24 protein-coding genes and 2 tRNA genes are annotated in these 25033 nt (G+C 36.8%); 11 read left to right on the top strand and 15 right to left on the bottom strand.

All coding sequences use genetic code 11. From position 1 onward, the window contains the following. Positions 1–8 precede the first annotated feature (8 nt). Positions 9–1085, top strand: coding sequence for an isoaspartyl peptidase/L-asparaginase family protein (locus tag FJ651_RS05860; protein WP_140989524.1), 1077 nt, complete (start codon positions 9–11; stop codon positions 1083–1085). 6 nt (positions 1086–1091) lie between these two features. Here FJ651_RS05860 and FJ651_RS05855 read toward each other — a convergent pair whose 3' ends face one another. Together FJ651_RS05855 and FJ651_RS15725 are read right to left on the bottom strand one after the other, a co-directional pair. Continuing rightward, positions 1092–2288 (bottom strand): MFS transporter, encoded by a 1197-nt coding sequence (locus tag FJ651_RS05855; protein ID WP_140989523.1) that lies wholly within the window; start codon positions 2286–2288, stop codon positions 1092–1094. Positions 2289–2398: 110 nt separating this feature from the next. Then, positions 2399–3277, bottom strand: a complete 879-nt coding sequence (locus FJ651_RS15725) for a T9SS type B sorting domain-containing protein (RefSeq protein ID WP_216746089.1) — start codon at positions 3275–3277, stop codon at positions 2399–2401. On the opposite strand from FJ651_RS15725, the gene FJ651_RS15720 reads away from it, so the two are divergent. Then, the gene (locus FJ651_RS15720; RefSeq protein WP_216746088.1) at positions 3267–4490 is read left to right on the top strand and encodes a hypothetical protein; all 1224 of its coding nucleotides are present in this window, start codon (positions 3267–3269) and stop codon (positions 4488–4490) included. The two genes, FJ651_RS15725 and FJ651_RS15720, sit on opposite strands and share 11 nt — an antisense overlap. Before the next feature lie 51 nt (positions 4491–4541). Continuing rightward, positions 4542–4718, top strand: a complete 177-nt coding sequence (locus FJ651_RS15715) for a hypothetical protein (protein ID WP_216746087.1) — start codon at positions 4542–4544, stop codon at positions 4716–4718. Between the two features lie 670 nt (positions 4719–5388). On the opposite strand, the gene FJ651_RS05845 is transcribed toward FJ651_RS15715, so the two are convergent. The 5 genes from FJ651_RS05845 to FJ651_RS05825 form a co-directional block, all read right to left on the bottom strand. Then, positions 5389–7254 (bottom strand): T9SS type B sorting domain-containing protein, encoded by a 1866-nt coding sequence (locus FJ651_RS05845; protein WP_140989521.1) that lies wholly within the window; start codon positions 7252–7254, stop codon positions 5389–5391. A 496-nt stretch (positions 7255–7750) separates the two neighbouring features. Next, a tRNA-Pro gene (locus FJ651_RS05840) sits at positions 7751–7825 on the bottom strand. A 47-nt stretch (positions 7826–7872) separates the two neighbouring features. Then, positions 7873–7946, bottom strand: a tRNA-Asn gene (locus FJ651_RS05835). Between the two features lie 71 nt (positions 7947–8017). Further along, positions 8018–9358, bottom strand: a complete 1341-nt coding sequence (gene rseP / locus FJ651_RS05830; protein WP_140989520.1) for an RIP metalloprotease RseP — start codon at positions 9356–9358, stop codon at positions 8018–8020. A 74-nt stretch (positions 9359–9432) separates the two neighbouring features. Beyond that, positions 9433–11370 carry a M1 family aminopeptidase gene (locus tag FJ651_RS05825; RefSeq protein WP_216746086.1) on the bottom strand — a complete coding sequence of 646 codons (1938 nt, stop codon included), beginning with the start codon at positions 11368–11370 and terminating at the stop codon, positions 9433–9435. Between the two features lie 92 nt (positions 11371–11462). Here FJ651_RS05825 and FJ651_RS05820 point away from each other — a divergent pair, with 92 nt between their 5' ends. From FJ651_RS05820 to feoB, 3 genes are all read left to right on the top strand, one after another. Then, positions 11463–12137, top strand: coding sequence for an SCO family protein (locus tag FJ651_RS05820; RefSeq protein ID WP_140989518.1), 675 nt, complete (start codon positions 11463–11465; stop codon positions 12135–12137). Positions 12138–12224: 87 nt separating this feature from the next. Beyond that, positions 12225–12458 carry a FeoA family protein gene (locus FJ651_RS05815; protein ID WP_140989517.1) on the top strand — a complete coding sequence of 78 codons (234 nt, stop codon included), beginning with the start codon at positions 12225–12227 and terminating at the stop codon, positions 12456–12458. Next, positions 12451–14547 carry a ferrous iron transport protein B gene (gene feoB, locus FJ651_RS05810; RefSeq protein ID WP_140989516.1) on the top strand — a complete coding sequence of 699 codons (2097 nt, stop codon included), beginning with the start codon at positions 12451–12453 and terminating at the stop codon, positions 14545–14547. The genes FJ651_RS05815 and feoB overlap by 8 nt, the downstream gene beginning before the upstream one ends. 150 nt (positions 14548–14697) lie before the next feature. Here the strand turns inward: feoB and FJ651_RS05800 are convergent, their stop codons facing one another. Both FJ651_RS05800 and FJ651_RS05795 read right to left on the bottom strand, forming a co-directional pair. Further along, positions 14698–15519 (bottom strand): ZIP family metal transporter, encoded by an 822-nt coding sequence (locus FJ651_RS05800; protein ID WP_140989515.1) that lies wholly within the window; start codon positions 15517–15519, stop codon positions 14698–14700. Between the two features lie 3 nt (positions 15520–15522). Then, positions 15523–16182, bottom strand: a complete 660-nt coding sequence (locus tag FJ651_RS05795; RefSeq protein WP_140989514.1) for a metal-dependent transcriptional regulator — start codon at positions 16180–16182, stop codon at positions 15523–15525. Positions 16183–16334: 152 nt separating this feature from the next. Between FJ651_RS05795 and FJ651_RS05790 the strand changes: the two genes are divergently transcribed. Continuing rightward, positions 16335–18551, top strand: a complete 2217-nt coding sequence (locus FJ651_RS05790) for a TonB-dependent receptor (RefSeq protein ID WP_246085313.1) — start codon at positions 16335–16337, stop codon at positions 18549–18551. Here the strand turns inward: FJ651_RS05790 and FJ651_RS05785 are convergent. Genes FJ651_RS05785 through FJ651_RS05775 form a run of 3 tightly spaced genes read right to left on the bottom strand, consistent with a single transcriptional unit; the run spans position 18548 to position 20273 of the window. Next, a complete protein-coding gene (locus tag FJ651_RS05785; protein ID WP_140989512.1) occupies positions 18548–19012 on the bottom strand; it encodes an RES family NAD+ phosphorylase in 465 nt (154 codons plus the stop codon). The genes FJ651_RS05790 and FJ651_RS05785 overlap by 4 nt on opposite strands. Beyond that, positions 19012–19500 (bottom strand): type II RES/Xre toxin-antitoxin system antitoxin, encoded by a 489-nt coding sequence (gene parS, locus FJ651_RS05780; protein ID WP_140989511.1) that lies wholly within the window; start codon positions 19498–19500, stop codon positions 19012–19014. Before parS ends, FJ651_RS05785 begins: the two co-directional genes overlap by 1 nt. A 50-nt stretch (positions 19501–19550) precedes the next feature. Next, entirely contained in the window at positions 19551–20273 is a 723-nt protein-coding gene (locus tag FJ651_RS05775; protein WP_140989510.1) for a tellurite resistance TerB family protein, read from the bottom strand. Between the two features lie 189 nt (positions 20274–20462). Here FJ651_RS05775 and FJ651_RS05770 point away from each other — a divergent pair, with 189 nt between their 5' ends. The 3 genes from FJ651_RS05770 to FJ651_RS05760 all read left to right on the top strand — a co-directional run bounded on the left by FJ651_RS05770 (position 20463) and on the right by FJ651_RS05760 (position 22336). Beyond that, positions 20463–20873, top strand: coding sequence for a BrxA/BrxB family bacilliredoxin (locus FJ651_RS05770; protein ID WP_140989509.1), 411 nt, complete (start codon positions 20463–20465; stop codon positions 20871–20873). A 73-nt stretch (positions 20874–20946) separates the two neighbouring features. Continuing rightward, positions 20947–21687, top strand: coding sequence for a lysophospholipid acyltransferase family protein (locus FJ651_RS05765; RefSeq protein ID WP_140989508.1), 741 nt, complete (start codon positions 20947–20949; stop codon positions 21685–21687). After that, positions 21680–22336, top strand: coding sequence for an HD domain-containing protein (locus FJ651_RS05760; protein ID WP_140989507.1), 657 nt, complete (start codon positions 21680–21682; stop codon positions 22334–22336). Before FJ651_RS05765 ends, FJ651_RS05760 begins: the two co-directional genes overlap by 8 nt. Before the next feature lie 3 nt (positions 22337–22339). On the opposite strand, the gene FJ651_RS05755 is transcribed toward FJ651_RS05760, so the two are convergent. Both FJ651_RS05755 and FJ651_RS05750 read right to left on the bottom strand, forming a co-directional pair. Then, on the bottom strand, positions 22340–22522 hold the full coding sequence (locus FJ651_RS05755; RefSeq protein ID WP_140989506.1) for a hypothetical protein: 183 nt from the start codon (positions 22520–22522) through the stop codon (positions 22340–22342). A gap of 12 nt (positions 22523–22534) precedes the next feature. Continuing rightward, positions 22535–23407, bottom strand: coding sequence for an AraC family transcriptional regulator (locus tag FJ651_RS05750; protein ID WP_140989505.1), 873 nt, complete (start codon positions 23405–23407; stop codon positions 22535–22537). A 194-nt stretch (positions 23408–23601) separates the two neighbouring features. On the opposite strand from FJ651_RS05750, the gene FJ651_RS05745 reads away from it, so the two are divergent. Further along, positions 23602–24159 carry a hypothetical protein gene (locus tag FJ651_RS05745; protein WP_140989504.1) on the top strand — a complete coding sequence of 186 codons (558 nt, stop codon included), beginning with the start codon at positions 23602–23604 and terminating at the stop codon, positions 24157–24159. Positions 24160–24247: 88 nt separating this feature from the next. On the opposite strand, the gene FJ651_RS05740 is transcribed toward FJ651_RS05745, so the two are convergent. After that, positions 24248–25030 carry an enoyl-CoA hydratase/isomerase family protein gene (locus FJ651_RS05740; RefSeq protein ID WP_140989503.1) on the bottom strand — a complete coding sequence of 261 codons (783 nt, stop codon included), beginning with the start codon at positions 25028–25030 and terminating at the stop codon, positions 24248–24250. Positions 25031–25033: the final 3 nt, after the last annotated feature.

The raw sequence follows: 25033 nt of genomic DNA, 5'->3' as shown, positions 1-25033 counted from the left end.
ACCAGATTATGAGAACACCATTTACCTTATTATTCACGATTGTTTGCCTGTTAATTGTATCATGTAATGAGAATAAACAGAACATTAAAGAAACAAGTTCTGAAGTCGTTATTGAGAAGCCCGAATTTGCTATTGTTATTCATGGTGGCGCAGGTACTATTCTCAAAAAAAATATGACGCCAGAAAGAGAAGCCGAATACAAGGCCAAGTTGGAAGAAGCCATAATGGTTGGCTACAACATCTTAAAAAACGGCGGTACCAGTCTTGAAGCTGTGACCAAAACCATTAATATAATGGAAGATTCACCGCTTTTTAATGCCGGAAAAGGCGCTGTCTTCACCAATGCTGAAACCAATGAATTAGATGCCTCTATTATGGATGGAAAAACATTAAACGCAGGAGCTGTAGCTGGTGTTACCAACGTAAAAAACCCTATTGACTTGGCCTTGGCAGTTATGGATAAATCTGAACATGTAATGCTTGCCGGAAAAGGTGCCGAAAACTTTGCCGAGGAGCAAGGTGTTGAAATTGTTGATCCGAGTTATTTTTATACCGAAGGAAGATTCAATTCATTACAAAGAATTAAAGACCGCGAAAAAACCGAACTCGATCACGACGCCAAATCGGTTTATTTTGACCCTAATATCAAAGACTCCAAATTTGGAACCGTGGGCTGTGCTGCCTTAGACAAAGACGGCAATTTAGCCGCCGGTACGTCAACCGGAGGCATGACCAACAAACGCTGGGGACGCATAGGCGATGCACCAATTATTGGCGCCGGTACTTATGCTAATAATGAAACCTGCGCAGTATCAAGCACCGGCTGGGGCGAATATTTCATTAGAGCCATGGTAGCACACGATATTTCGGCCTTAATGGATTATAAAGGTTTGAGTCTTGAGGAAGCTTCGAGAATTGTAATACAAGAAAAAGTAGCCAATCTAGGTGGTGATGGCGGTATTGTAGCCGTTGATAAAGACGGTAACATTACCATGGAGTTTAATACGGCCGGTATGTATAGAGCTTCTATTAAATCGAATGAAGATTTGTATATTGGGATTTATAATGATGATGAAAACGACTAGTTGAATTTAATGTTTTGAAATCCGTTGCGCATTTATAAACACCAAAGCCAGCATGATATTTAGGATTGTAATAATCCATTTCAAATCTAACTTCATATCCATTAAAATTCCAACCATCAACGGCCCAAGTGCAGTGCTGATAACCATAATCATGGTGAACAAACTACGAATAGCTCCTAATTTTTCTGTGCCAAATAATTCTGCTAACAAGGCAGTTTTTACCGTTCCGGCTAAACCCATAGTGCAACCAGAAAGCACCAAAAACACTAAAGCACCATAAATATGGCTGACAAAAGCAAACGGAATTAAGCCAATAATAAGTGGTATCATATAAATTCTAAATAGCTTTTTAGCGGTATATTTATCTACCCAGATACCTCCAAATATTGAAAACAAAAATCTACTTACCGCATAGGCTGTAAAAAAACTGGCATATAACGCCACCGACCATCCTTTTTGCTCAACAAACACATATTGATAAAAAAATACCGCTGTAAACACAAATCCAAGCATGAAAGTTGCAGGTATTAAAATCCAGAAAAATTTATCTTTTAACAAAGTTGAATAATCTCCTATTAAAGCTTTTGCGGTTGGTTTATGGTTAAGGTTGCTTTGCTCATCCAATCTAGATAAATCCTGAAAATATAATCTTACTATATATAAGCCTAAAAACAAGGCACATACCCATGCGCTCACTTCGTAATTGTAAGTTACTATAATAATTGATAAAATTAAAGGTAACACAGCCTCACCAACTGAGTAACCTAGCATGGCAATACTTAAAGCTTTCCCCCTGTTAGAGTCGTATTGTCTGGACATCACCGTTAGGCTAATATGGCTCATTAATCCCTGACCTGTAAGTCGCAGCCCAATTAATGCCAATATTAAAATTATTAAACTGTAATGCGAAAATCCTAAAATGAGCGTAGAAACGGCCATTCCAATGGTGGTTACCATAGTTACCTGTTTTACAGGCTTATGATCTATATTATGACCAACGGTAAGCATTATAAATGAAGCAATAATGGTTGCAAACGCGTAAATTCCTCCAAAAACACCATTACTGATACTGAACACCTGCAAAATTTCAGGCACATATAGTGAAATGAGAAACGTTTGCCCAAAACTGGATAAGAAAGTTAAGGTGTAGCCAAACCCAACATTTTTGTATTCGGATTTAAAAAAAAGATAAAGCTCCTTCAAAAAGATAAATGATTAAAGATTTGCCAGCGCGAAATTAACTTTTTAAGATGATCTAATTATTCTATTGTTGACATTTGATGTTACATTTTCGATAAACAAAAATCAATCATCTAGCGCTTTAGTGTAAAATGACCCGTAAATTCTTCTCCGTCTATAATAATTTGGTACCAATAATCATTGGTAGGCAACAGATTTCCTAAATAAGTTCCATCCCAAACAACAGGTGAATTCCTGTAGCTTTTTAGAAGTTTCCCGAAGCGGTCAAAAATATTGACCTCTGAATTTCCAAATTCCTGAATACCTCTAATTTCAAAAAAGTCGTTAAATCCGTCGTTATTTGGTGTAAAAAATTTAGGAATTACAAAGTGAAGATGAGACAATACATCTTGACCACATCCAGAGTTATCCCTAACGGTAATACTATATCTCCCGCCACGAATACCATAAAATATATTGCCGTATTGAAAATTTCGCCCATCTATTGAATAACTAAAATCACCTGTTTCTGAAGTGATAATTTCTATGTCGAAGCCATTGGTTTTAACTTCTGAAATAACCGGTGCCGTATTAATATTTACAACAATTGTCATAGTTTGGGTACTTGCGCATTGTCCGGCATCCGGCGTAAAAGTGTATTCGGTGGTAGTTGAATTGTCTAAGGCAGGTGACCATGTTCCTGTAATTCCATTTTCAGAGGTGGTTGGTAATGGTGATACGGTTTCCCCTTCGCATATGGCCGGCACTTGTGTGAAGGTTGGCAGCGTATCGACTGGATTAACCGTTATAGTCATTGTTTGAATGGTGGCACATTGTCCGGCATCGGGAGTGAACGTGTATTCGGTGGTAGTTGAATTGTCCAATGCAGGTGACCATGTTCCTGTAATCCCGTTTTCAGAGGTGGTTGGTAAAACCGATATTGTTTCCCCTTGGCATATGGCCGGCACTTGAGTGAATGTTGGAGTCGTTGCCGGATTGACAGTGATTGTCATTGTTTGGTTGCTTGCGCATTGTCCGGCATCGGGAGTGAACGTGTATTCGGTGGTAGTTGAATTGTCCAATGCAGGTGACCATGTTCCTGTAATCCCGTTTTCAGAGGTGGTTGGTAAAACCGATATTGTTTCCCCTTGGCATATGGCCGGTCTCTGTGTGAAGGTTGGAGTCGTTGCCGGATTGACAGTGATTGTCATTGTTTGGGTGCGGGCGCACTGGCCGGTATCCGGCGTAAAAGTATATTCGGTGGTGGTTGAATTGTCCAATGCAGGTGACCATGTTCCTGTTATTCCATTCTCAGAGGTGGTTGGTAATGGTGATAAGGTTTCCCCTTCGCATATGGCCGATACTTGTGTGAAGGTTGGAGTTGTTGCCGGATTGACAGTGATTGTAATTGTTTGGATACTGGCGCACTGGCCGGTATCCGGTGTAAATGTGTATTCGGTGGTGGTTGTATCGTCTAAGGCAGGTGACCATGTTCCTGAAATCCCATTTTCAGAAGTGGTTGGCAATGGTGATAAGGTTTCCCCTTCGCATATGGCCGATACTTGTGTGAAGGTTGGAGTCGTTGCCGGATTGACAGTGATTGTAATTGTTTGGATACTGGCGCACTGGCCGGTATCCGGTGTGAATGTGTATTCGGTGGTGGTGGTATTGTCTAAGGCAGGTGACCATGTTCCTGTAATTCCATTTTCAGAAGTGGTTGGTAATGGTGATAAGGTTTCCCCTTGGCATATGGCCGGTATCTGTGTGAAGGTTGGAGTTGTTGCCGGATTGACAGTGATTGTCATTGTTTGGGTGCGGGCGCACTGGCCGGTATCCGGCGTAAAAGTATATTCGGTGGTGGTTGAATTGTCCAATGCAGGTGACCATGTTCCTGTTATTCCATTCTCAGAGGTGGTTGGTAATGGTGATAAGGTTTCCCCTTCGCATATGGCCGGTCTCTGTGTGAAGGTTGGAGTCGTTGCCGGATTGACAGTGATTGTCATTGTCTGGGTGCTTGCACATTGTCCGGCATCCGGTGTGAATGTGTATTCGGTGGTGGTGGTATTGTCTAAGGCAGGTGACCATGTTCCTGTAATTCCATTTTCAGAGGTGGTTGGTAGAGCGCTTAGTGCTTCACCCTCACATATGGCTGGTACTTGCGTGAAGGTTGGTGATACATCTGGTACCTCTTCAACTGAAACAGTAACCGTTATTGTATATTCATAGCTTATTCGACCATTACTAACCGAATTACAGCCGGGATTGGAAACAGGTATAATGTCTACACTTAAATTATCACCAAAATCCGGCTCAATATTGGCATTAAGAGGGCTACCTAAAGGATTTCCAAAATTAAATGTTGGCGGGCTTGTATTAGGAGCGAAATTAGGTTCTGCTATCAAATTAGTAGCTGGTAAACACGTAGCACCGCCGCTGTATGTACCACATCCATAAAATAGATTGTAATACAGTGTTATTGGCGGACAACCGGGCAAACTATTATTGGTATAACTTGTAAGATTGATAACAACACTAATAGCTGAAATCCTCTCACACGAACTGGTTCTTTCAGGCAATGTAAAATCATGGGCATATCCATCACTACTCTGCGAAGTATTTCCTAAACCAAGAAATGCCTTTCTATCAAGTCCTATGGTTGCATCACTATGGGTTTGGGTCAAAATAATCTGTCCAAACGTGCTACTATGAAGTAAAATGGTGCATACTAATACAAAAAAGAATTTCATCAATTCAAGATTTGATTTAAATAAATTTTTCTTTCACGCCTATCTTCAATCTATTGGCTATTTTATGAGTAACCAAGTAGGCATTTTCTTTAATTCTCTATGTTTGGTTTGTCAATTCCCAATACATCGAGCTTTATTCCGAAAATCGGTAAAAAATTGGATGGGCTACAGGTGGGCTACAAAATTCTATTTTGTGAAAAATAGAAGCCATTTTTATAAAAAATGAAAAAACGCTTACTAATCCGAGAGTACAATATATAAAATTATAACCGTAATTATACTAAAGACAGAATTTGTATAGTTTTTGTAGTGGAAAATACAGCAAAACACTGATTGTAAAATCTTGAATTTGCAACAAAAGTGTTAACATAACAATTTTAACGTTTAAGCGTAAAATGTCCGTTAAATTCTTCACCATCAATAATAATTTGATACCAGTAATCATTGGTAGGTAATGAACTTCCTAAATAGCTTCCGTCCCAAATAACAGGTGAGTTTTTATAGCTTTTTAATAGCTTCCCAAAGCGATCAAAAATATTTACTTCTGAATTGCCAAATTCCTGAATACCTCTTATTTCAAAGAAGTCGTTAAACCCGTCATTATTTGGCGTGAAAAATTTAGGAATAACAAAGTGAAGATGAGAAACTACGTCTTCGCCACATCCAAGATTTTCTCTTACTGTGATGGTGTATCTTCCGCCGGGAATTGCATAAAAAATGTTACCGTATTGAAAGTTTTGCCCGTCAATAGAATAACTAAAATCACCTGTTTCTGAAGTGATAATTTCTATGTCGAAACCATTGGTTATTACCTCTGAAATTACGGGGGTGTTTATCTGAAATAGTTCAAAATTTTTAGTGGCTTCGCAACCATTGGCATTTACAAAATCTACCGAGTAGGTGCCTTGGGCTGCAACTGTAATTTGTGGTAGAGTTTCTCCCGTGCTCCATATATAACTCACGTTGTTTTCAACTTCTACACCAAGTGTTACTTGCTCGCCTTCACAAAAATAGATTGTTTCATCGGTAAAGTTTAAAGGTTCTAGTCTGGTAAATTTTACAGCGGTTCTGGAAAGTGAGCTACATCCGGCTCTTTGAGTCACTGACTCTGAGTAATAGGTTCCCGGGACGTTAGTTATAAAGGCAGCCGTATTACTTGCTATTAAATTACCACCTGTTGGCGCATCAAACCAATTAACAAGTATGTTATTTGGCACATTCACAGTAAGTGAAACCTCATCAGTACCACAATCTGTTATATCGCCATTACTTATCGGTGCATCTGGTGGTGGTTCTATGGTAAACTCAAAAACATCTGATATCACATTGCACAACTCATTTTGTAAATTGGCTGCATCTTCAGCTACCGTTACTCTATAAAAAGTACTGCCTTCTGCAGGATTAGCTGTATATGACTGATTATTTTCTCCGGAAATATCGCTCCAGTTATTACCATCATTACTCATCTGCCATTGATATGCATGTGTTTGAAAAACAGCGAAATCCGGATTAGCTGTTAATTCCAAGTTAGTTGCAGTATTTGAGCACCCGAGAAAAACATCTGAGTTGTTATTATCGGTGATATCAATGGCATCTCCGCATGATTTAAAAACAATATCGTCAATAGCTAAATCGTTTCCGCATCCGCCTTGACCGTTGTTAATCATTTTTAAAATTACCTCTGTTTGACCTGGTTCGGTTTGAAATACTAAGGCATATTGATTCCAAACCGGAGAGACAGTACCACCAACAGGTCCTGTATTTCCTGAGGCTAATAAAACTGAGTCTGTACTATCCCATATTTGAAATCCAACATTTATTGGAATGCCATTACCTCCACATCCACTTATAGGAAGTAAATTTAGGACCCACGACGAAAATTCGTAAGAAGTTCCTTGGCACAAACCAGAAACGGTAATTCTAAAAAACTCACCGGCTGTAAAGTCGGCATTAACAATTAACATCTTTCCGTTAGTATCACCAGGTGTTCTGTCGCCCGTGTTGTGCCAATCAAAAAAACCACTGTTGCTGGCTATGGTATACTGTCCGTCTTGCGGTGCTTCTGACACAAACTGATAGGTGGTAGTTCCGGCGGGCAATGGTGGACCAAAATTACTTCCGGCACCAAAGGTTTCTGTAAAAATAGGAGCGCCGGAATTACCACTGCAAAAACCAAGCTGAGCATTACAGTAGTTACTGTATCCTAAAATAAAAAATAAAGAAAATGTAAGAAATAACTTCACGCTTTAAATATAGGCAAAAGCTAAAAATAATTGAAACCTTCTAAAAAACTTAACATGTTTATAACAGAGTTAACTTGTGCTTCATTTTCAGGTTTTTAGTCTTGTATTTCTTGATTTATCTAGAATATTAGGATTTATAGAATTCTTTTACATCAAACGCTGGAAATACAAAAGTAAAGGCTATCTCCTTTATACTTTTTTTATGCCCTTTCGCACTTCAATAATGCCAGACAAGGATTTATAGAATCCTATTACAGCCTACGCTGGAAATACAAAAGTAAAGGCTATCGCCTTTATACTTTTTTTATGCCCTTTCGCACTTCAATAATGCCAGACAAGGATTTATAGAATCCTATTACAGCCTACGCTGGAAATACAAAAGTAAAGGCCATCGCCTTTATACTTTTTTTATGCCCTTTCGCACTTCAAAACTTCGTTTTGATTGCTTCAGGGCATAAAAAAAGTAATTTGCTCCCGCAAATTACTTTTGTGCTTGTCGGGATGACAGGATTTGAACCTGCGACCACACGGCCCCCAGCCGTGTACGCTAACCGGACTGCGCCACATCCCGAGTAAAATTGAACAAAAAAGTCTATCAAAAAATGATAGACTTTCAAGCTCCCCCTCTTGGGCTCGAACCAAGGACCCTCTGATTAACAGTCAGATGCTCTAACCAACTGAGCTAAGGAGGAATTTCTTTTCGCTTTAGCGAGCGCAAATATATATCATTTTTTTATTGACAACAAAAAATAAAGATAAAAAACTATTTAAATATTGCCTTAAATATATCATTCCCGTTGGCAAATACCACCAAGGTTATTAAAATAAAAAACCCAACAACCTGTGCGCGTTCTAAAAACTTTTCGCTTGGTTTTTTGCCTGAAATTATTTCAAACATTAAAAACATGACGTGTCCGCCATCTAAAGCCGGAATGGGCAATAAATTTAAAACGCCCAACATAATTGAAAGAAAAGCCGTAATACCCCAAAAGAACTCCCAACTCCAACTATCAGGAAAAATATCGTAAATAGCTTTAAATCCACCTACACCTTTATAGGCGCCGGTACTTGGATTAAATATTTTCTTTAATTGAACGCCATAACCAGAAATTTGATCTATAAATTTGTTAAATCCAACACCAAAGCTTTCGAAAAAGCCGTATTCCTTTCTAATAATATTATAATAATCTAAACGCTCTAAATCTGATAAATTTCCACCCGGAACAATCCCTAGTTTCCCGTCATTGTTAACCTGTAATTGTCTTCTTATCGTCTGATTATCTCTTAAAATATCAACTTCAATAGTTTGATTGGCCAAGGGCTTTAGCCTATTTTCAACTTCATCAAAATACTTTAATGGCTGGCCGTTGACAGCAGTTATAACGTCTTTATTTTTTAAATCAACCAATTTATTTAATGAAGAATCCACCACTTGATCTACCACAAAAGGAAAGCGCAACTCGAAAAAAGAACGGTCGTCGCTATCGCTTAATTTGCCCAAAAAATCTTCAGGAAGCACAATCTCTTTAATTCCATTTTCGTTCTCAATGGTAATGCTTTCGGCTGCAATAATTTGCTTACGAATATCATAGTAAGTTTCTACAGATTGACCATTAATAGCCAAAACTTTATCACCTGTTGAAACACCTAAATCGGTTAGAATTTCATTTCTTACAAAAAACCCGTCTTTAATACTATCTACTTTAATATCAATATCGCCATAAGCGAAAGAAACCATGGCATAAATAAAGTAAGCAAGAATAAAATTAACTGTAACGCCACCAAGCATAATAATGAGTCGCTGCCATGCCGGTTTTGACCTAAACTCCCATGGCTGCGGTGGTTGTGCCATTTGCTCCTTGTCCATGCTTTCGTCTATCATTCCGGCTATTTTTACGTAACCACCAAGAGGTAACCAACCAATTCCATAGACCGTTTCGCCAATTTTCTTTTTAAACAACGAATATTTAATATCGAAAAACAGGTAAAACTTTTCAACCTTAGTTTTAAATAATTTGGCAGGAATAAAATGCCCTAATTCATGAAGGACAATTAAAAGCGATAGGCTCAATAAAAATTGCGATATCTTAATTACAAATTCCATTTGTGGTTTTTAACGAAATTAATTTGCAAAAGTAACCTTTTAGAACCATTTTAAAAACCTAAGATTTTTTTAAGCTAGTTTTTTAACAAGGTTTTATTAACGACTTGATTAAACAATTGAAATTGTAGTACATAAAACCCTGTAGTAAGATTTTTTAAGTTGATTGTATTATCAAAATTTTCTGATTCTATTACTTTCTGACCAACACTGTTATAAACAATGTAGCCGGTTATTTCTAGAAAATCAGGTTTTGTAATCGTTAAGGTTTCTTTTACAGGGTTGGGAAAAAGCCGAATACTCTCCGCCACATTAAACCCATCAACTCCTAAGGTAACCGAGTTATTCCTCGAAATAATATCGACGCTGGGATCGAATATAACATTCGCAACATTAAAACTAATATTCTCTATAAATTCCTGATTTTGCTCTGTGTGACTTAAGGTAATATCTTGTTGTTCACCTTGAAAACCCAACAAACGCAAAGTGACATCGGTTTCAAAAAAATCTACAGACGAATGGCTGGTTGATTGGGATAAATTAATTTGTATTTGATTAGCCTCCGGCTGATTCCATAAAACAGTGAAACTTGGGTGCCCTTGGTTGTATAACCAATCGTTAAAAAACTCGGTGAGATCTAATCCTGAAGCTGACTCCATGATTGGAACAAAATCGGATGTTTTAGCATAATTAAATGCCAAATCGGGATGTGCCAGAAAATTTCTTAGGCCCTGGTAAAAGTTATCATCGCCCATTTTCTTTCGCAACATGTGCAACACCATCGCGCCTTTATTATAACTTAATCTACTATTAAAAATTCGCGCTACATTAACCGTGTCTTGCGGCTGAATATAAACAGAGCCATCGGGCTGAGAGGTAATAAAATTGTTGCGTTGTTGTTTCCAATTGTTAAAAGCCGAACTGCCGTCAAACTCTTCAATTACCAAACCATATAAGTAGGTAGCAAATCCTTCGTTGAGCCAAATATCTTGCCAACTTCCGCAGGTAACCTTATTGCCAAACCATTGATGGGCCAGTTCATGGGTAATCAGTTCTCTTGAAAAATTGCCCATAAACGAAATGGTGGTATGTTCCATACCGCCGCTAAAACCAAACTGTGCATGACCATATTTTTCATCTGCATAAGGATAGGGCTCAAACTTGTCGATGAAAAAATTCATAATATCAAGTGTTACCGGCGTGCCAGCCTGAGCTGCGGCAAGACTTTCAGGATAAACATAGTTTATAATATCGAACGGGTTGCCATTATTTGGAACCTCTTCTGTATAAACCGAATAATTGGTGATTGCAATGGCAATTAAATAAGCGGGGATTGGATAACGGTGTTTAAATCTTGTTGTTTTATTGGCCCCATTAACAACCTGACTCAATTCCACACCATTTGAAACTGCCACATAATCCTCGTTTTGCGGTGTGAATCTTGGTGTGTTTAAATACACGTCAATTGAATCTATTTTATCATTTAAATCTTGTTTGCAAGGCCACCAAGCTTTCGCGCCATATGGTTGAGACAGTGTCCAAACAATAGGAACGCCGTTGTGCGTGGTTTGAGAATAAGATTCAAATCCCGTGCTTATTGGTGTACCCAAATAGGTTACAGTGAGCGAATCTAAAACACCTTCGTTTAAGGCTTCAGGTAAAGTAATAATTAATTCATCGTCGGTGCTTTGAGTAAAGGTTAAATTACTTCCGCGCTGGACGACTTCTTGCACGGTCATATTACTGGCCAGGTCAAATACAATTTTAGAGGTATTAGACTTAGCTTCGAAGTAAGTGGTAACATCACCTGAAAGTCCTAGTTCTGAAGGATCTATGCTCAATTCAATTCTATGGTATTTAATGTCGTAATTGCCGGTGTTTTGATTGGTTCGTTGGTATATGAGTTGAGAAGCCGATTTAGCTTCGGCTTCTACTATATCATTCAAAATATCCCGTTGCTGCGCATGTAGCAGCACTGAGAAAAGCATTAAAACAATGCTTATGATCATTTTCATAGACTGCAGTTTTAGCCTAAATTTAAATATTTTATAAGACTTGAGTTGTATTTTTGTGTAAATTTTAGATTCATAGCTCAAATTGTCTCCGCATGCTAGCATTTTTTAAAGCCTACAGATATTTTGCCATTGTGTTATTAATTGTATCTGCAATTATCATCAGTATCTTTTACAACATTCTAAAACCGCAACGCGTTTTACCTATTTATCAACCATCTATGGTAACTTCAGAATTGGTAGACAGTACCATTCAGTTTAAACGAAAATATCACAGTATTGCCGATTTCAGATTAACCAACCAAAATGGCGAAACGATAACACAAGACGCTTATAAAGATAAAATTTATGTAGCCGATTTCTTTTTTACCACTTGCCCTACCATTTGCATTGCTATGACAGACCACATGCTGCAAATTCAAAACGAAATTATCAATGATGAAGAAGTGATGTTATTGTCTCATTCTGTTACTCCAGAAATTGACAGCGTAGCACAGCTTAAAAAATATGCGCTTGAAAAAGGTGTAATAGATCGCAAATGGAATTTAGTTACCGGTGATAAAAAAGATATTTATGAGCTTGCACGTAAAAGTTATCTCGCTGTACTGGACGATGGTGACGGCGGTAAGTTTGATATGATTCACACCGAAAACTTTATGCTCATTGATAAAAAACGTCAAATTCGAGGATTTTATGATGGCACCAATCCCGAAGACATCAAGTTGCTTCTTGAAGATATTAAAACCCTAAAAGCCGAATACAAAAAGTAATTTTTAAATAGGTTTAACACTGCATTTCTTTTTAGGTATCATTAATTTGATTTATTTTTGCTTTTTTAAAATCAATCTAAATAAGAATTGAAAGTCACTCTGGCAGAACTTAAACGCGGTCAACGAGGCATCATCATAGATGTGTCGTCTGATTTTATTCCATTAAAACTGATTGAAATGGGTTGTTTGCCGGGAAACACCGTAGAATTACTACAAGTGGCGCCGTTTTCAGATCCTATGTATATCAACATCAACGACTCTCACGTAGCCATTAGAAAAGAAACGGCACAACACGTCATCATAAAAATCACCAATGGCTAAACAAATTAATGTAGCGCTTATTGGTAACCCCAATACCGGCAAAACTTCGGTATTCAATTCTTTAACCGGACTTAACCAAAAAGTTGGTAATTATCCCGGTATTACGGTTGAAAAAAAAGAAGGCATTTGTAAACTTCCTCGCGGTGTTAAAGCACACATTCTAGACTTGCCAGGAACTTACAGTTTAAATGCGTCATCGTTTGATGAAAATGTGGTAATTGAGCTTCTGCTCAATAAAAACGACAAAGATTTTCCCGATGTTGCCGTTGTAGTTACCGATGTTGAAAACCTAAAACGAAACCTTCTTTTATTTACTCAGATAAAAGACCTTAATATCCCAACTATTTTGGTAATCAATATGAGTGATAGAATGAAACGCCGTGGTATTTCGCTCGATATTGAAACTTTGGAACAAGAGCTTAAAACTAAAATTGCACTTATTTCAACCCGAAAAAACATTGGAATTGACAAGCTTAAAGAACTTATCAACGACTACAAATCTCTATCCACCGAAGGCTGCTTAGATATTAGCACCATAGATATCAATTACTTTGAAAATTTAGCTAAAGTTTTTCCAAATCAAAACCTATACAAACTTTGGGTGGTAATTTCGCAAGACGCAAGTTTTGGAAAGGTAAGCCGAAATCAATTCGACATTTCAGATTTTGAGGTGAAGTCAAAAATTGAAATTAAAGCACTTCAGCAAAAAGAAACCATTAAGCGTTACCAATTTATTAATAACGTACTTAAAAAAGGCTTAACCGTTGACACTTCTAAAGCAACCAGTTTAAGATATAAAGCCGACCGAATTCTTACCCATAAAGTATTTGGTTACCTTATATTTTTCGCAATTTTACTCGCTATTTTTCAGGCTATTTACGATTGGGCCACAGTGCCAATGGACTTTATAGACGAAAGTTTTGCGTCATTATCTGAATGGGTTCAAAACACATTGCCATCAGGAGTTTTTACAGATTTGTTAGCCGAAGGAATCATTGCAGGTATTGGTGGAATTGTTATTTTCATTCCGCAGATTGCATTTTTATTTTTATTTATTGCCATTCTGGAAGAAACTGGCTATATGAGTCGCGTGGTATTCTTGATGGATAGAATTATGCGAAGATTTGGCTTGAGTGGGAAAAGCATTGTACCATTAATTTCGGGTACTGCCTGTGCCATTCCGGCCATTATGGCCACCAGAAATATTGAAAGTTGGAAAGAACGGCTCATCACCATTTTGGTAACGCCATTCATGACTTGCTCTGCGCGATTACCCGTTTACTTGATTATCATTGCCTTGGTAATTCCTGAAGGCAGATTTTTAGGGTTAAACTATCAGGCCTTGACCTTAATGTTGCTGTACTTAATCGGATTTTTAATGGCAATCATGTCGGCTTGGGCATTGAATAAAATTTTAAAAATTAAAACCAAGTCCTTCTTTGTTGTTGAAATGCCCAACTACAAAATGCCGTTGCCAAAAAATGTAGCGCTTACAGTAGTTGAAAAAACTAAAGCATTTGTCTTTGAAGCCGGTAAAATTATTTTAGCCATATCAATTATACTGTGGGTATTGGCCTCGTTTGGTCCGGGAGAACAGTTTAACAATGCAGAAGAAATTATTGCCCAAGAGTATGTAGGCGAAAGCGAAGACGTCATAGAACAAAAACTGGCAGCCCATAAGTTAGAATATTCTTATATTGGTGTTATTGGAAAAGGAATTGAACCCGTTATTAGACCATTAGGATACGACTGGAAAATTGGCATTGGTTTGATAACTTCATTTGCTGCCAGAGAAGTGTTTATTGGCACATTAGCAACTATTTACAGTGTTGGAAGCGCCGACGCTGATGCCGAAACCACCATCAAAAAACGCATGAGTGCCGAAGTGAGAAGCGACGGTACTAAAGTGTTTAACTTTGCCACAGGTATTTCGTTATTACTCTTTTATGCCTTTGCCATGCAATGTATGAGTACCCTAGCCATTGTTAAACGTGAAACCAATGGCTGGAAATGGCCTGTGATTCAATTTGCAGGAATGACTGTAATTGCTTATCTTTTCTCATTAATTGCTTATCAATTTTTAAAATAAATTTTGGAATTCAACAGCACCATACAGATCATTTTAGTTGTTACCGCGGTAGCAATAGCAGTTTATTTTCTGCTGAAAAAATTTGTGTTGCCTTCTAAAAATAAATCCTCTAAATCTTGTGGTGATGATGGTTGTGGGTGTTCTTAATTACTACCCTAAGGCCACATCCAAGGTCATCATTACAATAAAACCGCCAATAAAACCAAGTGTAGCGATATCTGTGTATTTATCTCTTTGGGTTTCGGGAATCACTTCTTCAACCACTACAAAAATCATAGCACCGGCAGCAAATGCCAAGGCATAAGGTAATAATGGCGTGAAAAAAGTTACCGCAAGTGCACCAACCACGGCTGCTATTGGCTCTACAATGGCTGAAAGCTGGCCGTACCAAAAACTCTTAAAACGGCTAACCCCATGTCGTCTTAATGGCATGGCTACTGCAATCCCTTCAGGAAAATTTTGTATACCAATCCCGATTGCCAAAGCCACAGCCCCACCAATGGTTGCTTCTGGCATTCCCATGGCAACACCACCAAATAAAACACCTACAGCCAAACCTTCTGGAATATTATGAAGTGTAATAGCCAATACCAATAATGTTGTTCGGCGCCAAGGTGTTTTAACACCTTCTTTTTCGGTTTCTTTAAAGTTAATATGTAAATGTGGTAAAATCTTGTCCAAACCAAATATAAATAAGGCTCCCAAAGCAAAGCCGACAGCTGCCGGAATAACCTTCACAAACCCTTCGCCCGGACTCATTTCAATGCCCGGTGCCAAAAGGCTCCAGAAACTCGCAGCCACCATCACGCCTCCCGTAAAACCTAACATACCGTCAAGCAAGGCCCGATTCATCCCTTTAAATAAAAAAACTGAAGACGCACCAAAAGCGGTTAAAATCCAAGTAAATAACCCGGCCAATAATGCCCCATAAACCGGATTAATACTTTCAAAATAAGTTAAAATTTGGTCCATAAATTAATGCTTGGTTTTAAGAAAAAGATTAGATGCTATTTGTTGAGACACATGTAAAATTTGGTTGTCAATCTTAATTTTTTGAGATTTGTCAAACTCTTCTTTCTCTAAAATTTCAATCTGTTTACCTAAAGCTATGCCATGCTTATCGAGATATTTTAAAAAGTCTGAAGATGTATCTTTAACGCCAACACAAACCCCAATATCGCCAACTTTTAAATTACTAAGCAACTGTTTATCCCTAAGAGGAAAGTTGCCATCTTTATTAGGAATTGGGTCTCCATGCGGATCAAATTTGGGATAATTAAGCAATTTGTCTAGTTGGTCTATTAATTTTTCTGAATCAATATGTTCAAGCTGCTCGGCAACATCATGAACTTCATCCCAGTTAAAATCCAACTTTTCTACTAAAAATACTTCCCAAATACGGTGCTTTCTTATGATGGCCGCTGCTGTTTTTTTACCTTTTTCGGTTAGGGTTACACCTTGGTATTTAATGTAATTAACTAATTGTTTTTCAGAGAGTTTTTTAAGCATGTCGGTAACTGAAGACGCTTTGGTTTGCATTTGATCTGCAATGGCATTGGTAGAAACACCATCTTTTAAGCTACGCTCTAAATGAAAAATGGTTTTTAAATAATTTTCCTCGGAATCGCTAAACATTGTCTGAAACTTTTCAAACACAAAAATAGAATTTTTATTAAAACAAAATCTTATTTTTAGACTTATCTAAATTTATTTTATATTTGTACGAAAAATAGAATATGAAATCTGTTATTTACTTTTCTTTATTACTGTTTGTAATTACAAGCTCAATGAAAGCTCAATTTACGGTTGAAGGAAAACTCACCACAAAAAATGGAGCCATTGTAGCTGCTTCGGTTTATGTTGAAAATTCAAATAATGGCGTAGTAACTAATGAACAAGGGTTTTACAAAATAACCAGTAATGAGGCCAAGTTCATTTTAGTTGCCTCGGCTATAGGTTATCAATCAAAAAAAATCAGTGTCAATTTTAACGAGGGCGATACTAACAGTAAAATTCTGGATCTATATTTAGAAGAACTTATTGAATCACTTAACGAAATTATCATCATAGATCAGCAAAGTGGTTTAACCAGACAAACACCCTACGCCGTTACTGCCATCGATATGACGACCTTACAGAGTCAGTTCAACCCAGGTGGTTTGGCCGCATCTATTACCGATCTTCCCGGAGTTAGTGGTGCCACCTTAGGTACAGGAATTGTAAAACCATTTATTAGAGGTTTGGGTTTTTCGCGCGTAGTAACCATTTTTCAGAACAACAAACTAGAAAATCACCAATGGGGACAAGATCACGGTTTGGGATTAAATAACTTAGGAGTAAAAAGAGTTGATGTTGTAAAAGGTCCGGCTTCTATTCTTTACGGCTCAGGGGCTATTGGTGGCGTACTTTTGGTTAAAGACAATGACTTTTACCTAAACAGCAAAAATCTTTCGGGAAATTTTGGTGCCTCTTTCAACAGCAATTCTTTGGGTTATAGAAATTTTTTAAGCTTGGGGCAATCTTTCAATAACAACATGTTTTTAGCCATTGATGCTGCTATCGAAAATCACGCCGATTATAAAGACGGCAACAATAGAATTATTGGAAACAGTAGATTTAACAATCAAAATGTTAGAATACATACCGGCATAGAAGGAGATAAATTCAAAAACAAACTATCCTTTACCTATCTCAACCAAAATCTGGGAATTATTGAAGATGGTGAACTCGATAAAACACTGGCCACAACTCGAAACGACCGCAAAATGCAATTGCCCTACCAAAAGGTAACCGATTATTTAGTGTCGTATTCCCAAGAAACTTTTCACGATACATTTCAAACCTTTTTACATGCCTCATACCATTATAACGACCGCAGTGAAATTGAGGAAGATTTTGACGAAGTAGATTTAGGCATCAATCAACATCACACTTTTATATCAGGTAGAATCTCATTAACACCAACAAATAATTATAAACACAGTTTTGGATTTCAAGGTGGATTTATCAAAACACTTAATAAAACCGAAGCTCAGGAAATACTCATTCCTGATGCTAATACTTTTGATATAGGTGCTTATTACTTAGGAAGTAAAAAATTAGATAAAGTGTTTTTACAGGCCGGTTTGCGTTTTGATTACAGAAAAACCACGGCCTTCGCCGATAGAGATTTATTGATAGATTATGGTTTTATTCTCCCGGGAAATCCGTCAAACAGACAACTGAGTACAGACTTTAACGGATTTACAGGATCATTAGGTGCTACATTTACCTTGAACAAGGTTTCAAACCTAAAAGTTAATCTCTCTTCTGGGTTTAGAGCTCCCGATTTAGCCGAACTATTCTCAAATGGACCACATCCGGGAACCAATCGTTTTGAGGTTGGAAATGTCAATTTTGAAAGAGAACAAAGTCTTCAAACCGATGTAAGCTACGCTTTGAAATTAGAAAAATTTGAACTGGGTGCTTCTGTATATTTTAACAGTATTTCTAACTATATTTTCTTTACCAATACAGGAAGTGTGCGCCCTGAAGACGGACTTCAAATTTGGGAATTTCAACAACAAAACGCTAACCTTTACGGTACAGAATGGCAAGTAAAATATACATTTAGTGAGCAACTTAATGCAAATGCCACCGCAGCACTGGTGCGCGGTACTACTAATAATTTTAAAGACAATCTCACCTTTATTCCGGCAGATAATTACAGTTTAAGTTTAAACTATTTACCAAATTTTATAAAAGATTTACAATTAGAAACCAATATAGCGCATTTCTCAAATCAAAACAGGCCGGGATTTAACGAAATAGCAACACCGGCTTATACCTTATTGAATTTAGGTATTACGAAAAACTTTGAATTTGGAAATAACAAACTTACGGCCAGTGTACGTGCCAACAACTTACTAAATGAAACCTATGTTGATCATTTATCAATTTTGAGAGCCTTTAACATTCCAAATCCCGGACGCACCTTTTTACTGATGTTAACCTATAACTTTTAAGTTGATTGAAATAGTCTCTGGTCAAATAAAAAGGGGAATTCAGCTAAAATTTTGACAGCACTAAATTTGGGATGATGTGGGTTTATTAAAAAATTAAAGTGTCCTTGAACCACTGCTGAAGGTACTCTCATTACTGCATATTTTTGTTCTCTAATGTAGTTGTCCCCTAAAATTTGTGTTTCATGGTAATGTGGAAAACTGTTCCATTGTTTTGGTAATTGCTTATTTTCTAATTCTAAAATTTCAATAACATCTGGGATTAAAATTTCTAATAACACAAAATCTTTCGGAATGGTTGCGAGTGTTAAATGAACCGCGACCTCAGCCATAGCCAGTGCTCTGCTATCTGAAGTATAAATAATTTCAACGCCCTTGCTATTCCAACGATTGCCGCTGAGTGCTGCACCTTTCCCCGTTAGCTCCTTGGCGTATTTCTTTCGTGATAATCTGTAAACAATCATTACGCAAAAATGCCGTGATCTATTCTATGCAACTCTGCCATAACCATCTCCTTACCATAAGAATCTTTAAGCAACTCTAAAGGTTGCATATTGCCCAAAGCATAATTAGGTGTTTGCAACCAAAGTTTAAATTGAGCGGTATCTTCAAAAACTTCATTACCAAGTAATGATACTTCTGTAATTTCAATAATTTTTTCTGAATGAATTGGCTTAAATAAAAAGTTAGCCTCTTGTTTATAGCGCTGTAGTGATTTTGTTGAAATATTTAAGATATCTGCCCAATCTTCATCTGAAAAAGGGGTAATGTTTTTTATTTCGTTAAAAAAAGCATACGAAAGACCTGTTCTAATAGATTTTATAAGCAGTAATTTGTTGTTTATAAATTCTTTAATACTAAAGTCATTACCAACAGCATAACTTGAGTAACCCTTTAAATAAACTGCTGCAGCCTCATTTACAGCAATAATATGATCATTGGAATAATTCATAAACAAAACAATTGTCTTCAAATTTAAGACAATTGTCCATAAAAAGCAAATTATTTAAAGTTTAATTCTTTCTGTAACTGCTCGTAAGCTTCTTTTACTTTCCTAAATTTCTCTTCGGCACCCTTACGATACAAATCATCCATGTGTTGTAATTTATCGGGGTGATATTTTTTGGCCATCGTTCTATATGCAGATTTTATTTCGGCCACGGTAGCAGTTTTTTCTATTTCCAGGATTTTGTAAGCACTATCAGGATTGGTAAAAAACATGGCTTTAATGCTTTCGAAGTCTTTAAAACCAATGTGCAAATAGCCGGCAATTTCATTGATTTTTGTAGCTTCTAACTCACTAACCAAACCATCGGCTTTGGCAATACTGAATAAAAAATGAATGATTTGCAATCTCGATTCGTAGCGGGTTCGCAACCTTAAATATTCGCATATTCTCGACGCCGAAACCTCACGTGTTTTTATCACCTCGTTAAAAGTTCTAAAAGTTGCGTTGGCACGTTCTTTACCATAAGCCTGTACAAAATAATTTTGAACAAATTGCATTTCTTGTTCACTAATAGACCCGTCGGCTTTAATAACTATTGAAGCCAACGACAATAAATTAACCTCAAAATCGGCCGGCGTTACACGTGAAGTTCTATTGAGTGGATTTGTACCCGAACGATTGGAGCTGTCTAAATAGCTTCCTATTAAAAAACCAATAATCGCACCAGGAATTCTAAAAAATATATACCCTAAAATTGCAGCAATCCAACGAATCAAAATTTCAAATTTAAAATAAAGAACTGCAAAGATAACAACTCAAAAGTTAACTAACACAATTTTAAAGTCTTCAAAAGCAGCTTAAAATATTAATTGCACAATAGTTAAACTCTATGTAAACTTATCTTATTCTATGTTGAATTTTGTACTTTTGTTGTTTAGAATCATTTTTAATAAAAACCTAAATATATGTATCCACCAGAATTAGTAAAACCAATGCGTGAAGATTTAACTGCCGTTGGATTTGAAGAATTACATACCGTCGAAGCCGTTGAACAAGCATTAGCAAAAAACGGTACTACTTTAGTAGTGGTAAATTCAGTATGCGGTTGTGCTGCAGCCAACGCCAGACCTGGCGCCAGAATGAGTTTACAAAACGCTAAAACCCCAGATCATCTAGTAACTGTTTTTGCAGGTGTAGATCGTGAAGCTACCGATAAAGCCAGAGCACATATGGTACCTTTTCCGCCGAGTTCACCAAGTATGGCCTTGTTTAAAGATGGAGAATTGGTGCACATGTTAGAGCGTCATCACATTGAAGGCAGACCGGCCGAGGTAATTGCCGATAACCTAAGAGATGCTTATAACAGCTTCTGCTAAGATTTAAAAATTAAATATTAAAGCCATCCTTGAATACATTGTATTTGGGGATGGCTTTTTTTACTTTTATACCATGCAAAAAATTCTGTCGCACATACTAACCCCTGTTTACTTTTTGTGCTTTGGTTTGGCTTTGGTGTTTTTTCATCCCATTCAGTGGTTTTGTTTGAAAGTTTTTGGTTATCAAGCGCATAAAGTAAGTGTGATTTGGCTTCAGTTTTTTTTAATGCGTTGCCTCAACCTATTAGGAACCCGTTTTTCTTTTAAAAACCGGTTTGAGATTCCAATAAATCGACCCTTGATTATTGTGGCGAATCACCAGAGTATGTATGATATTCCGCCCATTATTTGGTACATGCGCAAACACCATCCCAAATTTATCAGCAAAAAAGAGTTAGGAAAAGGCATCCCAAGTGTGTCCTTTAATTTGCGTCACGGTGGCTCGGTATTAATAGACCGGAAGAATCCGCAACAAGCGATTAAAGCCATTAAAAACTTTTCGGCCTATATCAAAAATACCAATCGTGCAGCCGTTATTTTTCCTGAAGGTACTAGAAGCAGAAACGGAACTCCAAAACCTTTTCAAAGAAAAGGACTTATTACACTTTTTAAAGAAATACCCAATGCGGTGGTAGTGCCAATAACCATAAACAATTCCTGGAAAACCTTGCGTTTTGGCGAATATCCTATGGGTTTAGGCGCACATATTAAGTTTGAAGTACATCAACCCAAAAATCTGGATGGTATCACTAATTTTGAATCATTTATCGATACCATAGAGACTGAAATTACATCTGCTATTAAAAATGACTAACCAAGATTTAATTGAAAAAACTAAAGACTATGTAAAATTAGTTTTAAAAAATGCCGAAGGTGGCCACGATTGGTTTCACACCCTAAGGGTGTTTAATAATTCAATACTCATAGCAAAAAGTGAAAACGCAAACATGCCGGTAGTAAAACTAGCCGCTTTATTACACGATATTGCCGATAGTAAATTTCATAATGGCAATGAATTCCTTGGTCCCGAAATGGCTGCAACTTTTTTAATTAAGAACAATGCAGACAGCACTGTGGTAACACATGTGCTGAATATTATTAAACACATGTCTTTTAAAAATAGTTTAGAGAATGGTCAAACTTTTAATTCTTTAGAAATGCAAATAGTACAAGATGCTGATAGACTCGATGCTATTGGCGCCATAGGTATTGCACGTGCATTTAATTACGGTGGTTTTAAAAACAGAGCCATGTTTGACCCGGCCATAAAACCTAATTTAAACATGACCAAGGCTGAGTATAAAAATTCTACCGCGCCAACTATTAATCATTTTTATGAAAAACTACTCTTATTAAAAGACCAAATGAATACCAAAACGGGCATAGCTTTAGCCAAAGAAAGACACCGTTTTATGGAGCAATTTTTAGAACAATTTTACGCTGAGTGGGATGGCGAGCGATAATTGTTAGCTCACCTTTGCCACTTCTAAAGCCGTCATTTTATATTCCAAAATTGCCATCTCCTCACCGTAATGAATAATCTCATCGGCAGTTAAGTCACTTCTGGAATTTACAATGTTTAAAATATCTTCACCTTTTTTACTGTAGTACTCTAAGGCTGTTTCTATTTTGCTGTTTCTTTTTGCCATTACATTCTTTCTTTATTGAACAATTTTTTTTAACTCACTTCTATATTTTGAGGCACTTTTACCCGTAATCTCTTTAAACAGTTTATTAAAATGCGAAAAGTTGTTAAACCCACATTCAAAACAAATATCGGTTATGCTCATATTACTTTCTAAAAGTAATTTGGTTGCATGAACAACTCTGTATTCATTAACCAACTTGGTAAAGGTTTTTCCTGTAACTTTTTTAAAATACCTGCAAAACGCAGGTACCGTCATGCTTACCTTATCCGCAATCTCGTCTAGACTTATATGTGTCCTAAAATGTTCGTTTACATGCTTAAAAATGATGTCAATTTTGGCACTGTCTTGCGGCGCGGCTTCAAAAGCAAATCCATCGGCATTTAAAACAGTATAATCTAGAGATTTGGTTAATCCGTGTAATATTTCCAACAAGAGTAATATCTTTTTAAATCCGTCTTTTTCTGCTAACTTTTCTATTTTAACACCAAGCTTTTGTTTGGTTTTTACCCCAAAAACCAATCCTTTTTTAGACCGTTCAAATAATTTTTGAATGGCTTCCATTTCGGGGATATCAAAAAAATGTTCCCCCAAAAACTCAGGTTTAAATTGTACTAAAGTTTCAGACCCATTAATAGTTAAACGATCGGTAAAGCCATTATGGGGCAAATTTGAGCCTATGAGGAGCAACTGACTGTTGTTAAAATAAGACAAGTGATTTCCTATATGCCGCTTGCCCTGACCTTTGTTAACGTAAACCAACTCTATCTCCGGATGAAAATGCCAAAACGGCTTATTTTCACCTATATATGCATCGTGTTTTTTAACTCTGATAGAGCTTCCAAACTCCGGACTTATTTTTTCTAATGTAGGTTTTCTTGCTTTCATAACTGATACAAAGTTATGGGTTATTAAAAAGAAAAACTATGTAGATTTATCATTGTTGTATGCTATTTTAACCAAATCATAATTTTATACAAGTATTGCGGTTAATTTTGAACACATACTTGCCAAAATCCTTGTTTTATAAGGCCATTGTCTAACGTAAGTTTGTATCAAATTAATTTCAAAATATTTGAATTATGAAAACAGTAAAAAAATTATTAGTGATGGCCATGTTGGCAAGTACTTTTTTAGGATATGCCAATGATAATGCCTCAAACTCCGAAAACACAAACTACGACAACCCAAAAGTTTTGGTTTCGGTAAAGGATGACTCAGGCAACATTGTCTATCTGAGCCCAGTTAAACAAAAGGGCGATATAAAAACTTTGTTTGACTATTCTCTTCTGGAAAACGGTTTGTATACGCTGGAAGTTGAAAATGACTATCTGGTAGAAATGCAATCTTTTAAGGTGTTTGAAAACACAGTTGAATTTGTAGAAAACTCAAAACAAACCATTTATAAGCCCGTTTTTAAAAAGGAGGATGCCAAAATCTTAATTTCAAAAGTAGGTTTAGACTCTAAAAAAATGAAAGTTGAAATTTACTACGAAAACGAATTAATTCATTCTGAAACCGTTTCCTCAGAAAACCCAATTTTAAAACGTGTTTACCAGTTAGACATCAGGGAAAAAGGAAATTATTACGCGGTTATGACATCTAACGGTAGGGTTTACAAAGAGAAATTTAAACTTTAGTTTAAGCTTATATTAGTTATTATGAAATGAAAAAGTGGGCATAAAAACCCACTTTTTTTAATTATTATAAAACATCTCAAAAGTATAATTAAGCTCCAGGAAACTCGGCCTTTCTTTTTTGGAGAAATGCAGTGGTGCCTTCTTTAAAATCGGCGGTACCAAAACAATTGCCAAAACTTTCAATTTCTGCCGCGTAACCGTCAACACCATCTTTATATCCAGCGTTTACCGCATTAATGGCAGCGGCTATGGCTACCGATGAATTTCGCATAATTCTATTAGCTAATCCTTGAGTAAATTCGAGTAATTCTTCCTGTGAAGTCACGTGATTGGCCAAGCCATAACTCAATGCTTGTTGAGCATCGACCATTCCTGCTGTCATGATCATTTCCATAGCTCGACCTTTGCCTACCAATTGCGGTAATCTTTGCGTGCCACCATAGCCCGGAATAACCCCTAACGACACTTCGGGTAAACCCATTTTAGCATTGCTTGAAGCCACTCTAAAATGACAAGCCATTGCTAATTCTAATCCGCCACCAAGAGCAAATCCGTTAACAGCGGCAATTACAGGTGTTGGTAGATTTTCAACCAAGTCAAATAGCAGTTCCTGACCTTTTTGCGCCAGTTTTGCGCCGTTTTCAACATCAAAATGCGCAAATTCACTAATGTCTGCACCCGCTACAAATGCCTTTTCACCGCTACCTGTTAAAATAATAACCTTTACGTCTTTATTCAAATTAGCATCTTGAATGGCTTCGTGTAACTCTTGAATGGTTTCTTTATTTAATGCATTTAACTTATTGGGGCGATTGATGGTAATTATACAAATACCATTGTTTTGATTGATTAATAAATTATTATAACTCATATG

The sequence above is a fragment of the Paucihalobacter ruber genome (genome assembly GCF_006494535.1).
Taxonomy (GTDB): Bacteria; Bacteroidota; Bacteroidia; order Flavobacteriales; family Flavobacteriaceae; genus Paucihalobacter; species Paucihalobacter ruber.
The sequence above is the reverse complement of the archived record's forward strand: the minus strand, read 5'-3'. Positions and strand labels throughout refer to the sequence as shown.

What these genes read in the sequence shown, in the direction of transcription:
- rseP (WP_140989520.1), bottom strand. Translation starts at nt 9,358, where the DNA reads ATGGAATTTGTAATTAAGATATCGCAATTTTTATTGAGCCTATCGCTT.
- FJ651_RS05770 (WP_140989509.1), top strand. Translation starts at nt 20,463, where the DNA reads ATGTATCCACCAGAATTAGTAAAACCAATGCGTGAAGATTTAACTGCC.
- feoB (WP_140989516.1), top strand. Translation starts at nt 12,451, where the DNA reads ATGGCTAAACAAATTAATGTAGCGCTTATTGGTAACCCCAATACCGGC.
- FJ651_RS05795 (WP_140989514.1), bottom strand. Translation starts at nt 16,182, where the DNA reads ATGTTTAGCGATTCCGAGGAAAATTATTTAAAAACCATTTTTCATTTA.
- FJ651_RS05825 (WP_216746086.1), bottom strand. Translation starts at nt 11,370, where the DNA reads ATGAAAATGATCATAAGCATTGTTTTAATGCTTTTCTCAGTGCTGCTA.
- FJ651_RS05750 (WP_140989505.1), bottom strand. Translation starts at nt 23,407, where the DNA reads ATGAAAGCAAGAAAACCTACATTAGAAAAAATAAGTCCGGAGTTTGGA.
- FJ651_RS15725 (WP_216746089.1), bottom strand. Translation starts at nt 3,277, where the DNA reads ATGACAATCACTGTCAATCCGGCAACGACTCCAACATTCACTCAAGTG.
- FJ651_RS05760 (WP_140989507.1), top strand. Translation starts at nt 21,680, where the DNA reads ATGACTAACCAAGATTTAATTGAAAAAACTAAAGACTATGTAAAATTA.
- FJ651_RS05820 (WP_140989518.1), top strand. Translation starts at nt 11,463, where the DNA reads ATGCTAGCATTTTTTAAAGCCTACAGATATTTTGCCATTGTGTTATTA.
- FJ651_RS05785 (WP_140989512.1), bottom strand. Translation starts at nt 19,012, where the DNA reads ATGATTGTTTACAGATTATCACGAAAGAAATACGCCAAGGAGCTAACG.
- FJ651_RS05765 (WP_140989508.1), top strand. Translation starts at nt 20,947, where the DNA reads ATGCAAAAAATTCTGTCGCACATACTAACCCCTGTTTACTTTTTGTGC.
- FJ651_RS15715 (WP_216746087.1), top strand. Translation starts at nt 4,542, where the DNA reads ATGTCTACACTTAAATTATCACCAAAATCCGGCTCAATATTGGCATTA.
- FJ651_RS05860 (WP_140989524.1), top strand. Translation starts at nt 9, where the DNA reads ATGAGAACACCATTTACCTTATTATTCACGATTGTTTGCCTGTTAATT.
- FJ651_RS05755 (WP_140989506.1), bottom strand. Translation starts at nt 22,522, where the DNA reads ATGGCAAAAAGAAACAGCAAAATAGAAACAGCCTTAGAGTACTACAGT.
- FJ651_RS05800 (WP_140989515.1), bottom strand. Translation starts at nt 15,519, where the DNA reads ATGGACCAAATTTTAACTTATTTTGAAAGTATTAATCCGGTTTATGGG.
- parS (WP_140989511.1), bottom strand. Translation starts at nt 19,500, where the DNA reads ATGAATTATTCCAATGATCATATTATTGCTGTAAATGAGGCTGCAGCA.
- FJ651_RS05740 (WP_140989503.1), bottom strand. Translation starts at nt 25,030, where the DNA reads ATGAGTTATAATAATTTATTAATCAATCAAAACAATGGTATTTGTATA.
- FJ651_RS05745 (WP_140989504.1), top strand. Translation starts at nt 23,602, where the DNA reads ATGAAAACAGTAAAAAAATTATTAGTGATGGCCATGTTGGCAAGTACT.
- FJ651_RS05790 (WP_246085313.1), top strand. Translation starts at nt 16,335, where the DNA reads ATGAAAGCTCAATTTACGGTTGAAGGAAAACTCACCACAAAAAATGGA.